Genomic DNA, 17,267 nt, shown 5'->3' on the forward strand with positions numbered 1-17,267 from the left:
TTTCTTTGCGATAAATTAATCTAATGCTATAAATCAATTATTTAAATTTATTTCTTATCCCGGACTCAGGTAAAATAAAAATAATACAAAACCGCTTCATATTTCAGAAGCGTTTTTTTTATGCTTGTTGCTTTTCTGTCTTAATGAATTCCGCAAGATTTTTAATCGCTGTATCATGAATTCTCACAAAAGTATTCTTCTTATTCCAGACATAACCCGCCAAAACTGCACAGATTTTTCTTTTCACATCTGGATTTTCCGGTTGGTGGAAAAATAATTCCTGAAGATTTCCGGTGTACCATTCTTTTACATACGTTGTGAAAACATCAACTCCGTATAAAATATAGTCTGCAAATTCCTTTTGCCAGTCTACTTGTTCGCCGTTCAGTTGCCTTAAGGCTAATTTTGCAGCGGTCATTCCGCCTTCTGTGGCAAAAGCCATTCCAGAAGAAAAAACCGGATCTAAGAATTCCGAAGCATTTCCTGTAAGCGCAAAACCGTCACCATACAATTTTTTTACCGAGCATGAATAATCTTTCAGATGTTGAGGTTCAAAAAGAAAATCTACATCACCGAAACGTTTGACATAATAATCCGAAAGGGAAATTGCTTTTCTCAGAGCTTCCGTTGTATCGCCGTTTTCAGAGAGTTTATCAATAAAATCGGTTGGTCCTACAATTCCTACACTTGTGTTTCCGTTGGAAAAGGGAATTACCCAAAGCCAGACTTCCGTTTCGATAATATCAAAAGAAATTAAAGTTCCTTCCGTACCTTCTTCCCGGTTAATATCTTTTACATGAGAGAAAATTGCAGAATGAGGAGAAAGTTTTGAAGGTTTTTCTAAATCTAAAAGTCTCGGTAAAACTCTTCCGTAACCGCTGGAATCGATCACAAATTTGGCATGAATTTCTTTTATTTCGCCGTTCTTATTTTTTACAGTCGTTACAGAATCTGTTCCGTTGAACTCAATGCCGATCACTTCCGTTTCGAATTCAAGATCAATTCCTTTATTAATGACTTCCTGAGCTAAAACATTATCAAAATCCGCTCTCGGAACCTGCCATGTCCAGTCCCATCCTTCCCCGAATTTATTACTGAAATCAAAAATGCAGACCTCGTTGCCTCTTAAAAAACGCGCTCCCAGTTTCTTCTCAAAGCCCATTTTATCAAGAGCAGGAAACAGTCCGGCTTCATCAAAATGATCCATCACACGCGGAATCAGGCTTTCGCCGACCACCAGTCTTGGAAATTTCGTTTTTTCAACAACTTTCACGTTGACGTTGTTCTTCTTTAAATATGAAGAAGATACGCAACCGGACGGTCCGGCGCCGATTACAAGAACGTCAACAAATTCTTTACTCATCTTTGATTTTTTATTTTAATAATAACTTCTATCTTTGCCGCAAAATTAATGACAATTAATTAATAATTACAAAATTATCTTATTACTTTTTAATTGATGAAAATAAATAACTTTTTAGAACTGAGCGACTTTAAGAAAGTCATCATCAACAATGAGAAAATAGAACTGGATGAAACACTTCTTGCCAGAGTGGATGAGAGCTTTCAGTTTTTAAAAGAATTTTCAAAGAATAAAGTAATTTATGGGGTAAACACAGGTTTCGGACCCATGGCGCAGTTCAAAATCAGCGATGAAGATACCCATCAGCTTCAGTATAACTTAATCAGAAGCCATTCTTCGGGGATCGGGAATCCGCTTCCGGCAGACGAAGCAAAAGCCTGTATGTTGGCAAGACTGAATACCTTATCATTAGGAAAATCGGGCGTTCATCATTCTGTAGTAAATTTACTTAAAGAATTAATAAACAGAGATATTACGCCGCTTATTTTTGAACATGGAGGCGTTGGAGCAAGCGGAGATCTGGTTCAGTTGGCACATCTTGCGTTGGTATTGATCGGGGAAGGAGAAGTTTTCTATAAAGGAGAAAGAAAATCAACAAAGGAAGTTTTTGAGATCGAAAACTTACAGCCGATTCAGGTAGAAATTCGTGAAGGACTGGCTTTGATGAACGGAACGTCCGTGATGTCCGGAATTGGAGTCGTTAATGCCCATAAAGCGAATCAGTTAACCGATATTTCCATTAAGTTATCCTGCGCAATTAATGAAATTGTTCAGGCGTACGACGATCATTTATCAGAAGTGCTGAACGGAACAAAACTTCACGAAGGACAGCAGAAAATTGCAGAAAAAATGCGTGCTCATTTGTCTGACAGTCAATTAATCAGAAAAAGAGCCGATCATTTATATACTCACTTTGAAGAGCAGGAAAAAGTTTTCAAGGAAAAAGTTCAGGAATATTATTCTTTACGATGTGTTCCTCAGATTTTGGGACCTGTTTTAGATACGTTGGAATATACGGAAAAAGTATTGGAAAACGAGATCAATTCGGCAAATGATAATCCAATCATCAATGTAGAAGATCAGCACGTTTACCACGGCGGAAATTTCCACGGCGATTACATTTCCCTTGAAATGGATAAGCTGAAAATTGTGGTCACCAAATTAACAATGTTGGCAGAAAGACAATTAAATTATCTTTTAAATTCTAAAATCAACGAAATTTTGCCTCCGTTTGTGAATTTAGGCAAACTAGGATTCAATTTCGGGATGCAGGGTGTTCAGTTTACGGCAACTTCTACAACGGCGGAAAGCCAGATGTTGTCCAATCCGATGTATGTTCACAGTATTCCTAATAACAATGATAATCAGGATATTGTAAGTATGGGAACCAATGCAGCGGTTATTTGCAGAAAAGTAATCGAAAATGCATTCGAGGTGTTGACGATTGAAGCTATTACCATTGTTCAGGCAATAGAATATCTTGGTTTTCAGGATAAAATTTCATCAGCAACCAAAGAATTGTATGATGAAATAAGAAAAATAATTCCTGCTTTTTCAGATGATATGGTAATGTATCCTTATCTGGAAGAAGTGAAGAAATATTTAAAGGCAATGTAATTTTTTAAGGAAATTAATTGTCATACTTAAGGAAAGGAAAATATACACAAAAAACTAAAACTACATAAGCAACACATGAAATGTGCAATCGTCACAGGAGGCTCAAGAGGAATTGGAAGAGCTATCTGTATAAAACTGGCAGAAGAAAAGAACTATCATATTTTAATCAACTACACTTCAAACGAAGCGGCAGCTAAAGAAACGTTAGCTAAAGTTGAAGAATTGGGATCTACCGGAGAAATTTTGAAATTTGACGTAGGAAATGCCGAAGAAACTCAAAAAGTTTTAACAGAATGGCAGGAAAATAATCCTAAATCCGTTGTTGAGGTGATCGTAAATAATGCCGGAATTACAAGAGACGGATTGTTCATGTGGATGCCGAGTGAAGACTGGAACGCAGTGATTAACACCAGTTTAAACGGTTTTTTCAACGTGACGAATTTCTTTATCCAGAAACTGCTGCGCAATAAATACGGCAGAATCATCAATATGGTTTCTGTTTCCGGAGTGAAAGGAACAGCAGGACAAACCAATTATTCTGCGGCGAAAGGTGCTTTGGTAGGAGCTACAAAAGCGCTGGCTCAGGAAGTGGCGAAAAGAAACATCACCGTAAACGCGGTTGCACCGGGATTCATAAAAACAGACATGACGCAGGAATTCAATGAAGACGAATTAAAAGCAATGATTCCTGCAAACCGATTCGGGGAAGCAGAAGAAGTGGCAGATTTAGTCGCATTTTTAGCGTCTAAAAAGTCATCGTACATTACAGGCGAAGTCATCAATATTAACGGAGGAATCTACTCATAAAATCAGGTGGCAGATAAAAGGTAGCAGTTGTGAGCTGCAACCCAAAACCTAAAACCTAAAACCTTGAACATTACATGGAAAATAGGGTTGTCATTACCGGAATGGGAATTTATTCCTGCATCTGAACTTCTTTGGAAGAAGTGAAAGAATCTTTATTTCAGGGAAAATCCGGAATTCATTTAGTAGACGAAAGAAAAGAATTTGGTTTCAGATCGGGATTAACGGGCGTAGTTCCGAAGCCGGATCTCAAAAATCTTCTCAGCCGCAGACAGCGCGTAAGCATGGGCGAAGAAAGCGAATATGCCTACATCGCAACGCTTGATGCCTTACAACAGGCAAATATAGACCAGGATTTCTTAGACAATAACGAAGTCGGAATTTTATACGGGAACGACAGTGTTTCCAAGGCAGTGGTAGAATCTATCGATATAGCGAGAGAGAAAAAAGATACAACGTTAATGGGTTCAGGAGCCATTTTTAAATCGATGAACTCTACCGTTACCATGAACCTTTCGACCATTTTTAAACTGAGAGGGATCAATTTAACCATTAGTGCAGCCTGTGCAAGCGGATCTCATTCTTTGGGATTGGCTTATATGATGATTAAAAACGGTTTTCAGGAGATGATTATTTGCGGAGGAGCACAGGAAACCAATAAATATTCAATGGCGAGCTTTGATGGATTGGGCGTTTTTTCAGTACGCGAAAATGAACCCACAAAAGCATCAAGACCTTTTGATAAAGACAGAGACGGATTAATTCCGAGTGGAGGGGCAGCAACTTTAATTGTTGAAAGCTTAGAATCTGCCCAAAAAAGAGGAGCTAATATCATCGCGGAAATTGTCGGGTATGGATTTTCTTCCAACGGAGGACATATTTCCACACCCAATGTAGACGGACCGGCTTTAGCAATGGATCGCGCTTTAAAACAATCAGGATTATCGGCAAAAGATATTGATTATATTAATGCTCATGCGACGTCTACACCAATTGGTGACGCCAATGAAGCAAAAGCCATTTTCGAAATTTTCGGAAGTGAAGTTCCGGTAAGTTCAACAAAATCAATGACCGGTCATGAATGCTGGATGGCTGGTGCGAGTGAAGTCATTTACTCTATTCTGATGATGCAGAACGATTTTGTAGCCCCGAATATCAATCTGGAAAATCCTGATGATGAGGCGAAAAGGATAAATTTGGTTGCTGAAACAAAAAGTCAAAAAATTGATGTATTTTTGTCGAATTCTTTCGGATTTGGGGGAACCAACTCTGCATTAATTGTTAAAAAATTTAATTAAAAACATGGAAAGGGAAAAGATTATTGCGATTGCCAATGACTTTTTAGTCAACGAATTTGAAGTAGACGGCGATGAAATCAGCAATGATGCAAACTTTAAAAAAACGCTGGGTTTAGACAGCTTAGATTATATTGATCTTGTAGTGGTTATCGAATCTAATTTCGGAGTGAAATTGGGTGAAGCAGACTTCAAAAATATAGTGACTTTTGACGATTTTTATACCGTGATCGAAAACAAGATTACTGAAAAAAGCCTATAATTGATTTAGCTTCTTTGCGTTAAGAACAAAAAATATGAACAAATGGAAAGGTAAATCTAAAGGGACGATTCTGGGCTACAAAATTTTCGTCTGGTGCATTAGAAATATCGGGATCAGAAGTTCATATGTAGTGCTTTACTTTGTTGCGTTCTATTATTTTTTGTTCGAGAAAAACAGCAACAGATACTACCGTTATTATTTTTCAGAAAGACTGAAGTATGGCTTCTGGAAAACAAAACTTTCTCTGTTTCAAAGCTATTTCACTTTCGGAACCGTTCTTATTGATAAAACTGCTATTTCAGCAGGATTACGCGATAAATATACCTACGAATTTGATGGAATTGAAAACCTCAGAAACCTTTTAGCCGAAAAAAAAGGTGGCGTTCTCATCAGTGCGCACATCGGGAATTTTGAAATTGCCGAACATTTCTTTGCCGATATCGATTTCGACTGTCAGATCAACTTAGTGACAACAGATCAGGAAGTTACAGTCATTAAAGAATACCTTGAAAGTGTTTCCGTAAAAGCAAGCAGCATTAAATTCATCTACGTGAAAGAAGATATGTCCCATATTTTCGACATCAATGAAGCCTTGTCTAAAAACGAGCTCATTTGCTTTACCGGAGACCGATATTTTGAAGGTTCTAAATTTTTAGAGAGCGAATTGCTGGGTAAAACAGCGAAATTTCCTGCAGGACCTTTTCTCATTGCTTCCAGATTAGGCGTTCCGGTCGTGTATGTGTATGTGATGAAAGAAAAAAATCTGCATTATCATTTGTACGCAAGAGTTGCCCAAAACGTCAAAAAACGCGATGCACAGGGACTTTTGAACTCTTACACCCAAAATCTTGAATCCATGATCAAAAAATATCCGCTCCAATGGTTCAATTATTTTGATTTTTGGGACGATATTAATTAAATTTCCTACTTTTACCTTTAGAAAACTAATATTTAACTCAAACATTAAATGATTTAGAGATTTAAAATAAAGTCCTAAGTTTCCTTTTATCTTTGCTGAGTGTTAACGCCTTTGCCTCAATTTTATGATTGATTCATTGGATTCGGCGAAACTTCGTTTTGCGAACTTAAAAACAGGAAGCGATTAAGAAAAATCTTTGTGGACGTTGCGTTTTAAAATTCAAAATCATTAAAGACACTTTCCTCCTTGAAAAAAACGTTCGACATACTCGTAATCGGCAGCGGATTGGGCGGTCTTGTTTCAGCGCTTGTTCTGGCGAAGGAAGGTTTGAAGGTATGCGTTCTGGAGAAAAACAACCAGTACGGCGGAAATTTACAGACCTTTTCCCGCGACAAACTCATCTTCGATACCGGAGTTCACTATTTAGGAGGACTTTCCAAAGGGCAGAATCTTCATCAGTATTTTTCCTATCTGGGAATTATGGATGAACTTCAGCTTCATAAGATGGACGAGAACGGCTACGACAAAATCACTTTCGGAGACGATGAAACCGAATATCCTCATGCACAAGGCTACAGAAATTTTGTTGAACAGTTATCAGAATACTTTCCCGAAGAAAAAGACAATTTAGAAGACTATTGTGAAGAAATTCAGAGGGTTTGCAGCCAGTTTCCCAGATATAATCTTGTGGGAAAAGACAATTATAACGAGGAAATTCTTCACTTAAATACCAAAAGATTTATTGAATCTTTAACCTCGAATAAAAAGCTGCAGTCCGTTTTATTGGGTTCTAATTTTTTATACGCTGGAGATTCTGAAAACGTTCCGTTTTACGTTCATGCACTTACCGTAAATTCTTATATTCAAAGTGCTTACAAATGCATAAAAGGAGGAAGCCAGATTTCAAAACTGCTGATTCGCAGGCTTCGTGAATATGGAGCAGAAGTACACAAACACGCTGAAGTTTCCGAATTTATTTTTGATGAAAACAATATGTTATCCGGAGTAAAAACTTCAGAAGGAAAAGAATATTTTGCGAAAAAATTCATCTCAAATATTGAAATTCGGACAACCCTGAAACTTCTTGGTGAAGAAAGGCTTAAAAAATCATTTGTCAACAGAATTATAAGTTGGGAACCTGTTCCGTCGTGTTTCAGTGTTTATCTCGTGATGAAACCGCAATCTTTTCAGAATTTCAATTATAATATTTACCATTTTGCCAATGAGGAAATGGTCTGGAATGCCCATCGTTATCAAAAAGAAAAATGGCCTGAAACGTATATGCTTTCTTCAACAGAATCCAGACACAATCCCGGTTTTGCAGAAAGTCTCACCGCCATTTCCTACATGGATTTTCAGGAAGTGGAAGCGTGGAAGGAAACTGTCAATACCGTTGCAGACAAATATGAAAGAGGAGCGTTGTATGAAAAATTTAAGCTGGAAAAAGCTGAAAAAATGATCGATGCTTTAGAAAAGAAGTTTCCTGATTTAAGAAAGTCAGTTAAGCATTTTTATACCTCTTCACCATTGTCTTATCGCGATTATATCGGAAGTTTTAACGGAAATATGTACGGTTATATGAAAAGTTCCGAAAATCCTCTGAAAACAATGGTTTCTCCACGCACGAAAATCGACAATCTCTTTCTTACAGGACAGTCCGTCAATATGCACGGAATTTTGGGCTGTACGATCGGCGCATTCAATACCTGTGCAGAAATTCTCGGAAAAGAGCTGATTGATGAAAGATTAACACAACTGATTAATAAAAATAAAGGTGAAAAATAAAGGTAATACTAATGTGCAGTCTGTCATTCTGAACGAAACGAAGTGGAATGAAGAATCTAAACGTAAAAAAATAGATTTCTCCTTTCGTCGAAATGACAAAACTCTAATCTTAATTTTTCTCAGTCTAAACCTTATCCTTTTCCTCAACTCTTGCGGAATAAGAAAATCCATCAAACATATTCCCGATGTAAAACAATATTCGCTTGATATTCCGAAGGTTAATAAAATAAACGATTCCACTTTTAGTTTCAATCAGAATTATTTAACAAAAAATAAGCAGCAGATCTGGGAATTGTATATTCAGGGAAATCCTCTGCAATTAGGCTACAATAACGGAGCTTTAACCCAGAATCTGATGCAGAAACAGGAAGAAATTTTCTTTTCCAAAATTGAAGGATTTGTTCCGTCAAAGTTTAAACAAAATTTACTGCGAGGTTTCCTGAAATGGTACAACCGGAAAATGTATCTTAATGTAAGGGAAGATTTTCAGGCAGAAATCTACGGAATGTCTCAATATTCTTCGGATCAATACAATTTCATCGCGCCAAAGTTTCTGCGAAGTATGTATTTGCACGGAGCACACGACATTGGTCATGCCATGCAGGATTTAATGATGGTGGGCTGTACTTCTCTTGCGGTCTGGAACGAAAATACAGAAGACGGAGATCTGCTTATCGGAAGAAATTTCGACTTTTACGTGGGAGATGATTTTGCTAAAAATAAGGTCATAGAATTCGTTCAGCCGGAAGACGGAATCCCTTATCTTTCTGTAACTTGGGCAGGAATGGTCGGAGTCGTTTCAGGGATGAACAAAGAAGGAATTACCGTTACCATTAACGCCGGAAAATCTAAAATTCCACTGGCTGCAAAAACTCCTATTTCTCTGGTGACAAGAGAAATTTTACAATATGCCAGAACCATTGATGAAGCAATTGCCATTGCAGAAAAGAGAAAAGTTTTCGTCTCGGAATCTATTCTGGTCGGAAGTGCGAATGATAAAAATGCAGTGATTATTGAAGTTTCTCCGGATAATTTTGGGGTGTATGAAGTGGAAAATACAAGCCGTGTATTTTGCACCAACCATTTCCAGTCGGAGGCTTATAAAAATGATAAAAGAAATCTGAAACATATTGCGGAAAGTCATTCAGAATACCGCTACGAAAAGCTGCAGGAACTTTTAGCGGAAAATAAAAAGCTCAATCCCGAAAAAATGGCTGCGATTTTAAGAGACAAATCCGGCTTGAAAGGAGAGAAGATCGGGTTTGGAAACGAAAAAGCCATCAATCAGCTTTTGGCGCATCATGCGGTAATTTTTGCACCTCAGAAAAAACTGGTATGGGTTTCTGCAAATCCTTATCAGTTGGGAGAATTTGTCTGTTATGATCTGAATGAAATTTTTTCGGATAAAAGATTAAAAAGCGGTGCGTTTGCAAAATCTGAACTGAATATTGCAAAAGATCCTTTCCTCAATTCTCAGGAATTTGAAAATTACGAACAGTACAAAATAATGAGTGAAGAAGTGGAAAAGGGAATTGAAGGAGATGTTTTACTCACCGACGATTTTCTGTCCCGTTATCAATCTTTAAATCCTGATTTCTGGCTCGTTTATTTTCAGGCAGGAAAATATTATTTTAACAAGAAAGAATATGCAAAAGCAAAAACAGAATTTGAAAAAGCATTAACCAAAGAAATTACAACCATTCCGGATAGAGAAAATGTGGAGAAATATCTGAGAAAAACAGTGAAAAAACTGAAATAAAGGGTTTAATTTTTATCAGGGCTCACCTTATTCAGGAAAAGAAAAGTGGCTGCACCTAAAATCGCAGAGGCAGAAGTCGCCAGAATGAAACTTCCGATAACGTACTGCAACAGATTATTTTTCACCAGATCAAAATTTAATTCCTGACTGAAAATATTGCTGTCTCCATGTACAAAAGGAGAACCCAGAAACAGCGAAGCGGCAATAATGAAGGGAATAAAAGGTGGTAAACTTACATTGGATGCAAAAAAGGCAAGCACTTTATTCAGCTTGAATAGTACAGAAAGAGAAATAACAATCAGCGTATGAAATCCCCAGAACGGAGAAAAGCCCACAAAAACGCCCAAAGCAATCGAAAAAGCTTTAATTCTGTTGCTTCCGTCACTTTCCAGAACATCTTCTTTTATGAATCTTTTAATGCTTTTTTTTTTGAAATTATTCACGAAGTTTCGCGGAATAATATAAAGCAAAGTAATGGTTACCAGAATTGTATTCAGAATACTGATCCTCGTAAAATCTTTAAAAGGTCTGAAGTGAGAAACTCTTTCCGCAGGATCATAAAGAACCTTCACCGGAACATTTTTAACCGGAATATGTCTCCAAGCTGTTCTTACAATGATTTCAATTTCAAATTCAAACTTTGGCGTAAAATATTTCTTGGGAATTTTGTGTAAAGGATATAATCGATAGCCGGATTGGGTGTCTTCAAGCTTGATTCCGGTTTCAAACCAGAACCAGAAATTAGAAAAACGGTTTCCGAAACTGCTTTTCTTCGGAATTCCGTCCTGAGACATATTTCGGTTCCCAATCAATAAAACATCTTCCTTTTCATTCAGCAAAGCCTCCACAAAAACAGGAATATCATCCGGATAATGCTGTCCGTCGGAATCAATCGTAATGGCGTAATGATAACCGAGTTCTTTAGCTTTTCTAAAGCCAATTTTTAAACCATTTCCTTTTCCTTTATTTTCCGGTAAATCAATAACTTCGAGGTGAGGATAGCTTCTTAAAATCTCTTTCGTAGCATCCGTAGAACCGTCATTTACAACAATAATATCTTCCGTGTAATCCAGAACACCGTCGATTACCCTTTTCAGAGTTTTTTCATTGTTATAAGTAGGAATTAAAATACAAATTTTCTTTTCAGAGATTGCATTTCGTACTTCGGAAAGGTTCATGTAAATAGTTGGTTAATCGTGTTTTATTTAAAATTTGCCTTTTCAGTCTCCGTCATGGTTTTAGACTGTGCGGCAAATTTTTTAATATAACTTTTTAAAGCAGAATTCTGTTTGCTGTAATTATTAATAAGAAATATTTTATCATCTTTAAGACTTCCTCTGTAACCTACAATTTTCGGAATGTTTTCCTGAACGCTCATGCGGATTAGTCTCAGTTCTGCATTATTCGGATTGCTTTTAATAACCGCTTCAAGATTGGTTGCTCCCGATTTTACCAGAGCTTTCCTGTTGTTTTTGGAAATTTTTGCCTCCATAATCTGCGCCGCTGCTTTGTATCCCTGAATGGCTGCATCCGATCCTGAAGTTTTTTCAGCTAAACTGATGAATGCTTCTGTATTGGCATTAGAGCTGCTTGCTTTGGCATAACTTTCTCTCAGAGATTCAAGTCCCGACTGAAAAAAAAGCATAAAAGCGGCGATAAGTGAAAATAAAACTTTCATTATGTCAATTTTTGATAATTTACCGACATTTTTAATGCAATAGTCTCGCCAAAAGAAGTCGTGTTCTTTACTTTTACATCTCCTTCATTTTCAGTAATATCAAGCTGAATTTTCAGATCAGGCGTTTCAAAAGGATTGATGATTGCCATAAACTTTACATTCGATGCCGTTTTTAAAAATAATGAAGATCCGGTAAATTCTTCCGTAAGTTCCTTCACGATCTGCATCATACAAACTCCCGGTGTTACAGGATTTCCCGGAAAATGTCCCTTAAAAATATCGTGATCTTTATTCAGGGAAATCTGCGCGGTGAAACTTCCGCTTTCCGTTTTTTCGTAGGATTGTAACGTATAAAAGTCTGTAAGTATTGTCTGCATGATGTATTCTGTTTCAGTTATTTGAAATCTTTTTCTGAATTTTAAAATTTCAAAAAATTTAATATTTAAACCTTCGCGAAGATATGTTTTTTTGAAAGGAAAAGAAAATGGTTTTGGTCATCAACATCAATTCTATTTCTTAAAATGGAACGTGTAATAACCGCCAATCTGAAAAACCATATTTGAATTGGAAAACAGGAAAGAAGAATTTTCGTGACCCAGCATCGACGCAAAACCTTTTTTAATTCTTACTTCAACCCCCAGATTTTTAAAAATATCATAACCAAGACCTCCCGAAAAACCCAGATCTAGTCCGGAATTGTTTTCGCCGACAGCCAAATCCAGAAACGGACCGGCAAAAACACTGAAATTTTTAATATAAATTTTATTTGTAAGCTGTACCCCGATAAAATTGTAATGCAGTCTTTTTTCCGGAAGAACTCCGTTTTCTGTAGTGTACTGTAAATTGGTTCCCTGTCTGGAATAGTTAACTTCCGGTTGCAAAGCATAACGTTCTGTAAATCTAATGTTTCCCTGTAATCCAAAGTAGAAATCAGTTACTGTTTTCAGGCTTGTATGAATTACTTTTTCCGGGTTTTCATCTTCATGGAGATAAAAGGTTTCATTGCTTCGGTTCGTAAGATTGGCAAAATTTATTCCCGCTCTTATTCCGGGATTGAAAGTAACCTGAGCTGATAAAAATCCGGAGATCAGAATCAGCAAGGCAAAAATCTTTGTTTTCATGTAAGGTTATTGGTTTTCGGTGATCTGGAATAGTTTTATATTGATTTTAAAATCTTTATGCTGTAAATTAAGACTGTCTGCAAATGTATTTTTCTTTGCATCAAATGTAAAATCGATCTTTTCCTTTTTGTTTTTCGTGTAAACGATTTGTTTTAACAGATTATTTTCTTTGTTGAAGAACAAATAATACCCCTTCTTATCCATTTTTGAAAGGTAAATCTTAGAATTTTCGTTTTCAAAACTTTCTGTTACAGGATATTTCTGCTTCAGAAGCTGCTGAAAATCATTCCTTAAAAAATTAATCACGATTTTTTTATCCAGATCAGGAAGAACGTAATTCAGCTTAAAATCATCCTCAGAAATCTCAAAATCAATCAGTTTATTCCCAAAATCAGAAGTCAGAACCACACGATGGGTCGTTTCGCTGATTTTTTTGATAATTAAAATTCCGCTCACATGATTTTTATAAATATCCATCTGACATTTATACACATAATCTTCTTTGGAAGAAAAGTATAAATTCTCAACTGTTTTTTCAGAAGACGAAATCGGTTTTACATCAGTAAGCTTATACGTTTTGCATGAAGCAAACAGAATGAAAATCAGACTATAAGCTAAATTCCGAAGCTGCAACAGTCGCATTGATCTTGGTGTTTTTGAAAACAATATTCGTGGTGTCTCCCGAAGATTCCGTCATATTTACCTGTGAAACCGTAGATTGATTTTTAGGAAAATGCAGCTCGATCTGCTTGATGTATTTTAAAAGCTGAGCCGATTTCGGAGTAAATTTGGCGATATTCGAAGTCGCGTTCTTTAGGTAAGAAACAGAGAATTCAGGATCGTTGAACATCTGTCCGTTTGAGCTTCCTACAATTAATTTGTTGATTTTTTCAAATGTTTTGCTTTTTGCATCCACCGAAGATTTTTTACCCTGATCATTAATCAATATTTTGTTGTCTTTAAAAACAATGCTGTATTGATAGGGTTTTGTGTATTTCCAGCTTAGCATATTCGGTGTTTTCAGAGACATTCTTCCGTAGGTGACAATGTTCTTATCCAAAAAATCCATCTTTTTGGTCTGGATAAAATCTGATTGTAAGGTTTTTATTTCTTTTGTTTCCGAAGAAACTTTGGTTACAAACGCTTTCGCTTCCGCTCCCGACATTGCCGTATTCTGCGCAAAGACAAAAGTCGAAATTAATAAAAGAGTGCTTAAAGCTATATTTTTAATCATTGTTTAACGTCTTTAAATTTAACCACAAGGATGACAAGGGTTTCACAAAGGACACTATTAAAGAATATTTATTAATAATTCCTGTCTTTCTGGTGAAATCATTGTGGACTTAGTGGCTTTCAAACTTATCAATTGTAAAAGTTGAATAATTTTTCTGCTTCAAAAATACTAATAAATCCTCCAAAACATTGTACGTTTTTTGTGAAGTATCATGAAGAAGGACAATGCTTCCTTTTTTTAAATTTTTCGTTACTTTCTGGTAGATTTTTTTTTCATCTTCTGTCATCGTATCAAGAGAACGGACGTTCCATCCGATGCTTTTTTTGCCAGTTTTTTTGATGGCTTTGGCAATATTCGGATTAGTAACTCCGAAAGGCGGTCTGTACAAATTCGTCTTTATATTTCCGGTTTTCAGCATGACTTCATCACATTTTTCAATTTCTTCCGTCATTTTTGATGTCGATAAAAAACCGGTGTTGTTGGAGTGGGATAAAGTATGATTTCCAATGGTATGACCTTCCGCAATGATCCGTTGAAAAGTTTCAGGATATTTTTCAATCTGTTTTCCAATGCAGAAAAAGGTTGCTTTTACGCTGTTTTCTTTTAAAAGATCTAAAAATTTGGGAGTGAATTCAGTCGGACCGTCATCAAAAGTCAGCGCCACTTCATTGATTTTTGTTCTTTTATGCGTAATGCTGTTGACAAAATATCCCAATTCAATATCAAAAGAACCCCAGATTACAAGCGCAGAAAAAAGCAAAAAACAGAACAGATACACCCAAAAACTTCCGTGAAACGCGAAAATAATAACGTTGCAGAAAAGATAAAATAAGATAAATAGATAGTGTTTCATCTTTATTGTCTTTAAATTTTGGGTTTAAAATATTCACAATCTGTATCCACCCTGTCATTCTGAATGGAGCGAAGCGGAATGAAGAGCTTTAACTCTAAACCTCACAGGTTTCAAAAACCTGTGAGGTTTTACTTTTAAGCTTTCCTCAACAAAATCAGACCGTGATTATTTGCTTTTAAATGTTTGTAAAGCAAGATTTGTTCTACTTTATTTTTTAAGTTCCAAACCTCACAGGTTTCAAAAAACCTGTGAGGTTTTAATTTTTAAGCCTTTCCTAACAAAACCAGACTGTGATCATTTCCTCCTAAATGATTGTAAAGCAGAACATTTTTAATCTCTCCTTTCTTCAGATCATTAATCATCATCACTTCCGGAATCTCCTGATTTTTAAGAATATGACAAGCCATAAACGTCGAAAAACCACTCGCCGTATTAAATTCACCACTCAAATGTTTATAATACAGCAAAGCAGAATTTTCAAACAGATCCATTGCATTTTTGTAATAAACATCCGATTTTACATCTCCGCTGAATCCTAAAATAACCGCATCGATATCTTTATTCGTCAAATTATTTTTAGCTAAAAAATCTTCAATAAACTGCTGAGCTTCTTCTAAATCTAATTTGTTTGTGATCTGAATATCCGTTAATTGAGCGTAAGAGCTTTCTGTTTTATCTTTTCCTAAGACAAAAAAACTGGCACCTTCTCCCCAAATGACGCCTTCTGTTTTAGAATTCAGAAAATCAACCGGAAGATTTTCTTCTTTTTTAATGGTTTTATTTAATTTGTACAGTTCCATCACTCTTTCGGTCTGTTCATCGGTGGAACCAACCAGAACGTTTTCAGCTTCACCGTCATTGATTTGTAATTTTCCGTCTAAAAAAGAAAATTCCAGAGATGAAGAAGAATTTACATAGGTGAAATTGTACGCGTGACATTGCAAACCCAAAGCAATTTGTCCTGCAACCGTATTGTGAGTAGACTGAATAAAATAGGTCGGAGTAAGAAACTCTTCATGATTATCCAGAACATTTTTCAGAAACTTTTCAGAATCCTGAGAACAGCCCATTCCGGTTCCTACAATAATGGCGTCTGGATTTTCGATTCCTGCTTCTTTTAAAGCGTATTGAGAAGCTACGGAACTCATTTTTACCGTTTTAGACATTCTTCGGATCATTGCCGGAGGAATGAATTCTTTGTAAACAGGTTCAATAGCTTTTAAAACCTGAACTGAATTTTCAGGTTTGAGATTCCGGAAAAAATTTTCATTTAAAGTGTCCTGAGCTGAAATACAGGCTGCACTGTTGATGTAAATGGCACTCATGATTTTGAGAAAATTAAAGTTGAACAATTTCCTCCAAAACCAAACGAATTGGAAAGAACGTGGTTGATGTTTTTCTCTTTAAGCTCCGTTACAGGCGTTAAATCAAATTCTGCCATTTTTGTTTTAAAATTCAGATTCGGGAAAATGATATTATTTTGAATCGCCAAAAGAGAATACACCGCTTCAATTCCCGCCGCCGCAGCGAGCGTATGACCGGTAAACGCTTTTGTAGAACTGAATTCCGGAACGTTGTTTTCCCCGAAAATCCGGATCATCGCAATTCCTTCCGAAAGATCATTATTGGGCGTTGCCGTTCCGTGAACGTTGATGTAATCGATATTTTCTTTATCTAAGCCCGAAACTTTTAATGCTTTTTCCATTGCTAAATAAGCTCCCTGTCCGTTTTCTGAAGAAGCAGTTTGGTGATGGGCATCATTGGCATTTCCGTATCCCGAAAGATATCCTAAGACTTTTTTATTTTCTTTTTTTACCACTTCATCCGATTCCAGAACGATGAAAGCGGCAGCTTCACCCAGATTCAGACCTTTTCTGTCGTTGTCAAAAGGGGTGTTGTAAGAATCCGTAAGAATCATCAACGTATTGAAACCGTTCAAAGTAAATTTTGAAAGAGAATCTGTTCCGCCGACAATTACACGGTCTAAAACACCGTTTTTAATGAGTTTTGCGCCCATCATAATGGCGTTTGCCGCCGATGAGCAGGCTGTACTGATGGTGGAAACCATACCTTTTAATCCGAGATAATCAGCGATTAACAAAGACGAATTTCCCGCATCGTGAGAGTCAATGTATTTTTGCTTTTCAGGAAAGTCTTCATAGGAGTAGAAATATTTTTCGGTAACATCCATTCCGCCAACGCTGGTCGAAGAAATCAGTCCCGTTTTATATTCATTGATATCCGAAATTCCGGCACTTTCCACAGCTTCTTTTGCCGCCATCATTCCTAACAAAGCGGTTCTCGTTGCATGATGATCTTCTTTGAGCTGAAGCTTTGCGGCAAGTTCCTCATTAGACAATTTGATTTCGCCTGTTTTGATGTTTCCTTTATGACGTGTTTCAAACAAAGTAATGTCTGAAATCCCGTGCTTTCCGGAAGTCAGCGAACTCAGATTTTCCTCCACATTGTTTCCAATGGCGGAAATGATGCCCATTCCTGTTATGGCAATTTTTTGACCCATCTTTTAATAATGTACCAATGTATCAGTTTAACAGCCTAACAATATTGGTACATTGC

At 36.6% G+C, this 17,267-nt stretch carries 17 protein-coding genes; 7 read left to right on the forward strand and 10 right to left on the reverse strand.

Going from position 1 to position 17,267, the window contains the following annotated elements; all coding sequences use genetic code 11:
• Window positions 1-118: 118 nt before the first annotated feature.
• Window positions 119-1,363: an NAD(P)/FAD-dependent oxidoreductase gene (locus tag B0E34_RS07555; protein ID WP_087708330.1), complete on the reverse strand. Its 1,245-nt coding sequence runs from the start codon at window positions 1,361-1,363 to the stop codon at window positions 119-121.
• 96 nt (window positions 1,364-1,459) lie between these two features.
• Here B0E34_RS07555 and flxA point away from each other — a divergent pair, with 96 nt between their 5' ends.
• The 7 genes from flxA (at window position 1,460) to B0E34_RS07590 (ending at window position 9,804) form a co-directional block, all read left to right on the forward strand.
• Entirely contained in the window at window positions 1,460-2,980 is a 1,521-nt protein-coding gene (gene flxA / locus B0E34_RS07560) for a flexirubin biosynthesis tyrosine ammonia-lyase FlxA (RefSeq protein WP_185117446.1), read from the forward strand.
• A 75-nt stretch (window positions 2,981-3,055) separates the two neighbouring features.
• On the forward strand, window positions 3,056-3,787 hold the full coding sequence (gene flxB / locus B0E34_RS07565) for a flexirubin biosynthesis SDR family reductase FlxB (protein WP_076396267.1): 732 nt from the start codon (window positions 3,056-3,058) through the stop codon (window positions 3,785-3,787).
• A 131-nt stretch (window positions 3,788-3,918) separates the two neighbouring features.
• The gene (locus B0E34_RS07570; RefSeq protein ID WP_228423035.1) at window positions 3,919-5,082 is read left to right on the forward strand and encodes a beta-ketoacyl-[acyl-carrier-protein] synthase family protein; all 1,164 of its coding nucleotides are present in this window, start codon (window positions 3,919-3,921) and stop codon (window positions 5,080-5,082) included.
• A gap of 4 nt (window positions 5,083-5,086) precedes the next feature.
• Complete coding sequence (locus B0E34_RS07575) at window positions 5,087-5,341, forward strand: acyl carrier protein (protein WP_087708469.1); 255 nt, start codon at window positions 5,087-5,089, stop codon at window positions 5,339-5,341.
• A gap of 34 nt (window positions 5,342-5,375) precedes the next feature.
• Complete coding sequence (locus B0E34_RS07580) at window positions 5,376-6,260, forward strand: lysophospholipid acyltransferase family protein (protein WP_087708334.1); 885 nt, start codon at window positions 5,376-5,378, stop codon at window positions 6,258-6,260.
• Between the two features lie 246 nt (window positions 6,261-6,506).
• Window positions 6,507-8,045: a phytoene desaturase family protein gene (locus B0E34_RS07585; protein WP_087708335.1), complete on the forward strand. Its 1,539-nt coding sequence runs from the start codon at window positions 6,507-6,509 to the stop codon at window positions 8,043-8,045.
• A gap of 106 nt (window positions 8,046-8,151) precedes the next feature.
• Window positions 8,152-9,804, forward strand: a complete 1,653-nt coding sequence (locus B0E34_RS07590) for a C45 family autoproteolytic acyltransferase/hydrolase (RefSeq protein WP_228423036.1) — start codon at window positions 8,152-8,154, stop codon at window positions 9,802-9,804.
• A gap of 5 nt (window positions 9,805-9,809) precedes the next feature.
• Here the strand turns inward: B0E34_RS07590 and B0E34_RS07595 are convergent, their stop codons facing one another.
• From B0E34_RS07595 to B0E34_RS07635, 9 genes are all read right to left on the reverse strand, one after another.
• Entirely contained in the window at window positions 9,810-10,982 is a 1,173-nt protein-coding gene (locus B0E34_RS07595) for a DUF2062 domain-containing protein (RefSeq protein WP_087708337.1), read from the reverse strand.
• Window positions 10,983-11,005: 23 nt separating this feature from the next.
• Window positions 11,006-11,482 carry a hypothetical protein gene (locus tag B0E34_RS07600; protein WP_087708339.1) on the reverse strand — a complete coding sequence of 159 codons (477 nt, stop codon included), beginning with the start codon at window positions 11,480-11,482 and terminating at the stop codon, window positions 11,006-11,008.
• A complete protein-coding gene (locus B0E34_RS07605) occupies window positions 11,482-11,859 on the reverse strand; it encodes an ApeI family dehydratase (protein ID WP_087708343.1) in 378 nt (125 codons plus the stop codon). Before B0E34_RS07605 ends, B0E34_RS07600 begins: the two co-directional genes overlap by 1 nt.
• Before the next feature lie 132 nt (window positions 11,860-11,991).
• The gene (locus B0E34_RS07610) at window positions 11,992-12,603 is read right to left on the reverse strand and encodes an outer membrane beta-barrel protein (protein ID WP_087708345.1); all 612 of its coding nucleotides are present in this window, start codon (window positions 12,601-12,603) and stop codon (window positions 11,992-11,994) included.
• A gap of 6 nt (window positions 12,604-12,609) precedes the next feature.
• Entirely contained in the window at window positions 12,610-13,245 is a 636-nt protein-coding gene (lolB2, locus tag B0E34_RS07615) for a flexirubin biosynthesis protein LolB2 (protein ID WP_087708347.1), read from the reverse strand.
• Window positions 13,211-13,837 carry a flexirubin biosynthesis/transport protein LolA2 gene (gene lolA2, locus B0E34_RS07620; RefSeq protein WP_087708349.1) on the reverse strand — a complete coding sequence of 209 codons (627 nt, stop codon included), beginning with the start codon at window positions 13,835-13,837 and terminating at the stop codon, window positions 13,211-13,213. Before lolA2 ends, lolB2 begins: the two co-directional genes overlap by 35 nt.
• Window positions 13,838-13,946: 109 nt before the next feature.
• Window positions 13,947-14,690 carry a polysaccharide deacetylase family protein gene (locus B0E34_RS07625; RefSeq protein ID WP_087708351.1) on the reverse strand — a complete coding sequence of 248 codons (744 nt, stop codon included), beginning with the start codon at window positions 14,688-14,690 and terminating at the stop codon, window positions 13,947-13,949.
• A gap of 263 nt (window positions 14,691-14,953) precedes the next feature.
• Entirely contained in the window at window positions 14,954-16,015 is a 1,062-nt protein-coding gene (locus B0E34_RS07630; RefSeq protein ID WP_087708352.1) for a beta-ketoacyl synthase N-terminal-like domain-containing protein, read from the reverse strand.
• Window positions 16,012-17,211 (reverse strand): beta-ketoacyl-[acyl-carrier-protein] synthase family protein, encoded by a 1,200-nt coding sequence (locus B0E34_RS07635; protein WP_087708354.1) that lies wholly within the window; start codon window positions 17,209-17,211, stop codon window positions 16,012-16,014. Before B0E34_RS07635 ends, B0E34_RS07630 begins: the two co-directional genes overlap by 4 nt.
• Window positions 17,212-17,267 lie beyond the last annotated feature (56 nt).

It is taken from the genome of Chryseobacterium mucoviscidosis, from assembly GCF_002177115.1.
GTDB classification, from domain to species: domain Bacteria; phylum Bacteroidota; class Bacteroidia; order Flavobacteriales; family Weeksellaceae; genus Chryseobacterium; species Chryseobacterium mucoviscidosis.

What these genes read in the sequence shown, in the direction of transcription:
- B0E34_RS07555 (WP_087708330.1), bottom strand. Translation starts at nt 1,363, where the DNA reads ATGAGTAAAGAATTTGTTGACGTTCTTGTAATCGGCGCCGGACCGTCC.
- flxA (WP_185117446.1), top strand. Translation starts at nt 1,460, where the DNA reads ATGAAAATAAATAACTTTTTAGAACTGAGCGACTTTAAGAAAGTCATC.
- flxB (WP_076396267.1), top strand. Translation starts at nt 3,056, where the DNA reads ATGAAATGTGCAATCGTCACAGGAGGCTCAAGAGGAATTGGAAGAGCT.
- B0E34_RS07575 (WP_087708469.1), top strand. Translation starts at nt 5,087, where the DNA reads ATGGAAAGGGAAAAGATTATTGCGATTGCCAATGACTTTTTAGTCAAC.
- B0E34_RS07580 (WP_087708334.1), top strand. Translation starts at nt 5,376, where the DNA reads ATGAACAAATGGAAAGGTAAATCTAAAGGGACGATTCTGGGCTACAAA.
- B0E34_RS07595 (WP_087708337.1), bottom strand. Translation starts at nt 10,982, where the DNA reads ATGAACCTTTCCGAAGTACGAAATGCAATCTCTGAAAAGAAAATTTGT.
- B0E34_RS07600 (WP_087708339.1), bottom strand. Translation starts at nt 11,482, where the DNA reads ATGAAAGTTTTATTTTCACTTATCGCCGCTTTTATGCTTTTTTTTCAG.
- B0E34_RS07605 (WP_087708343.1), bottom strand. Translation starts at nt 11,859, where the DNA reads ATGCAGACAATACTTACAGACTTTTATACGTTACAATCCTACGAAAAA.
- B0E34_RS07610 (WP_087708345.1), bottom strand. Translation starts at nt 12,603, where the DNA reads ATGAAAACAAAGATTTTTGCCTTGCTGATTCTGATCTCCGGATTTTTA.
- lolB2 (WP_087708347.1), bottom strand. Translation starts at nt 13,245, where the DNA reads ATGCGACTGTTGCAGCTTCGGAATTTAGCTTATAGTCTGATTTTCATT.
- lolA2 (WP_087708349.1), bottom strand. Translation starts at nt 13,837, where the DNA reads ATGATTAAAAATATAGCTTTAAGCACTCTTTTATTAATTTCGACTTTT.
- B0E34_RS07625 (WP_087708351.1), bottom strand. Translation starts at nt 14,690, where the DNA reads ATGAAACACTATCTATTTATCTTATTTTATCTTTTCTGCAACGTTATT.
- B0E34_RS07630 (WP_087708352.1), bottom strand. Translation starts at nt 16,015, where the DNA reads ATGAGTGCCATTTACATCAACAGTGCAGCCTGTATTTCAGCTCAGGAC.
- B0E34_RS07635 (WP_087708354.1), bottom strand. Translation starts at nt 17,211, where the DNA reads ATGGGTCAAAAAATTGCCATAACAGGAATGGGCATCATTTCCGCCATT.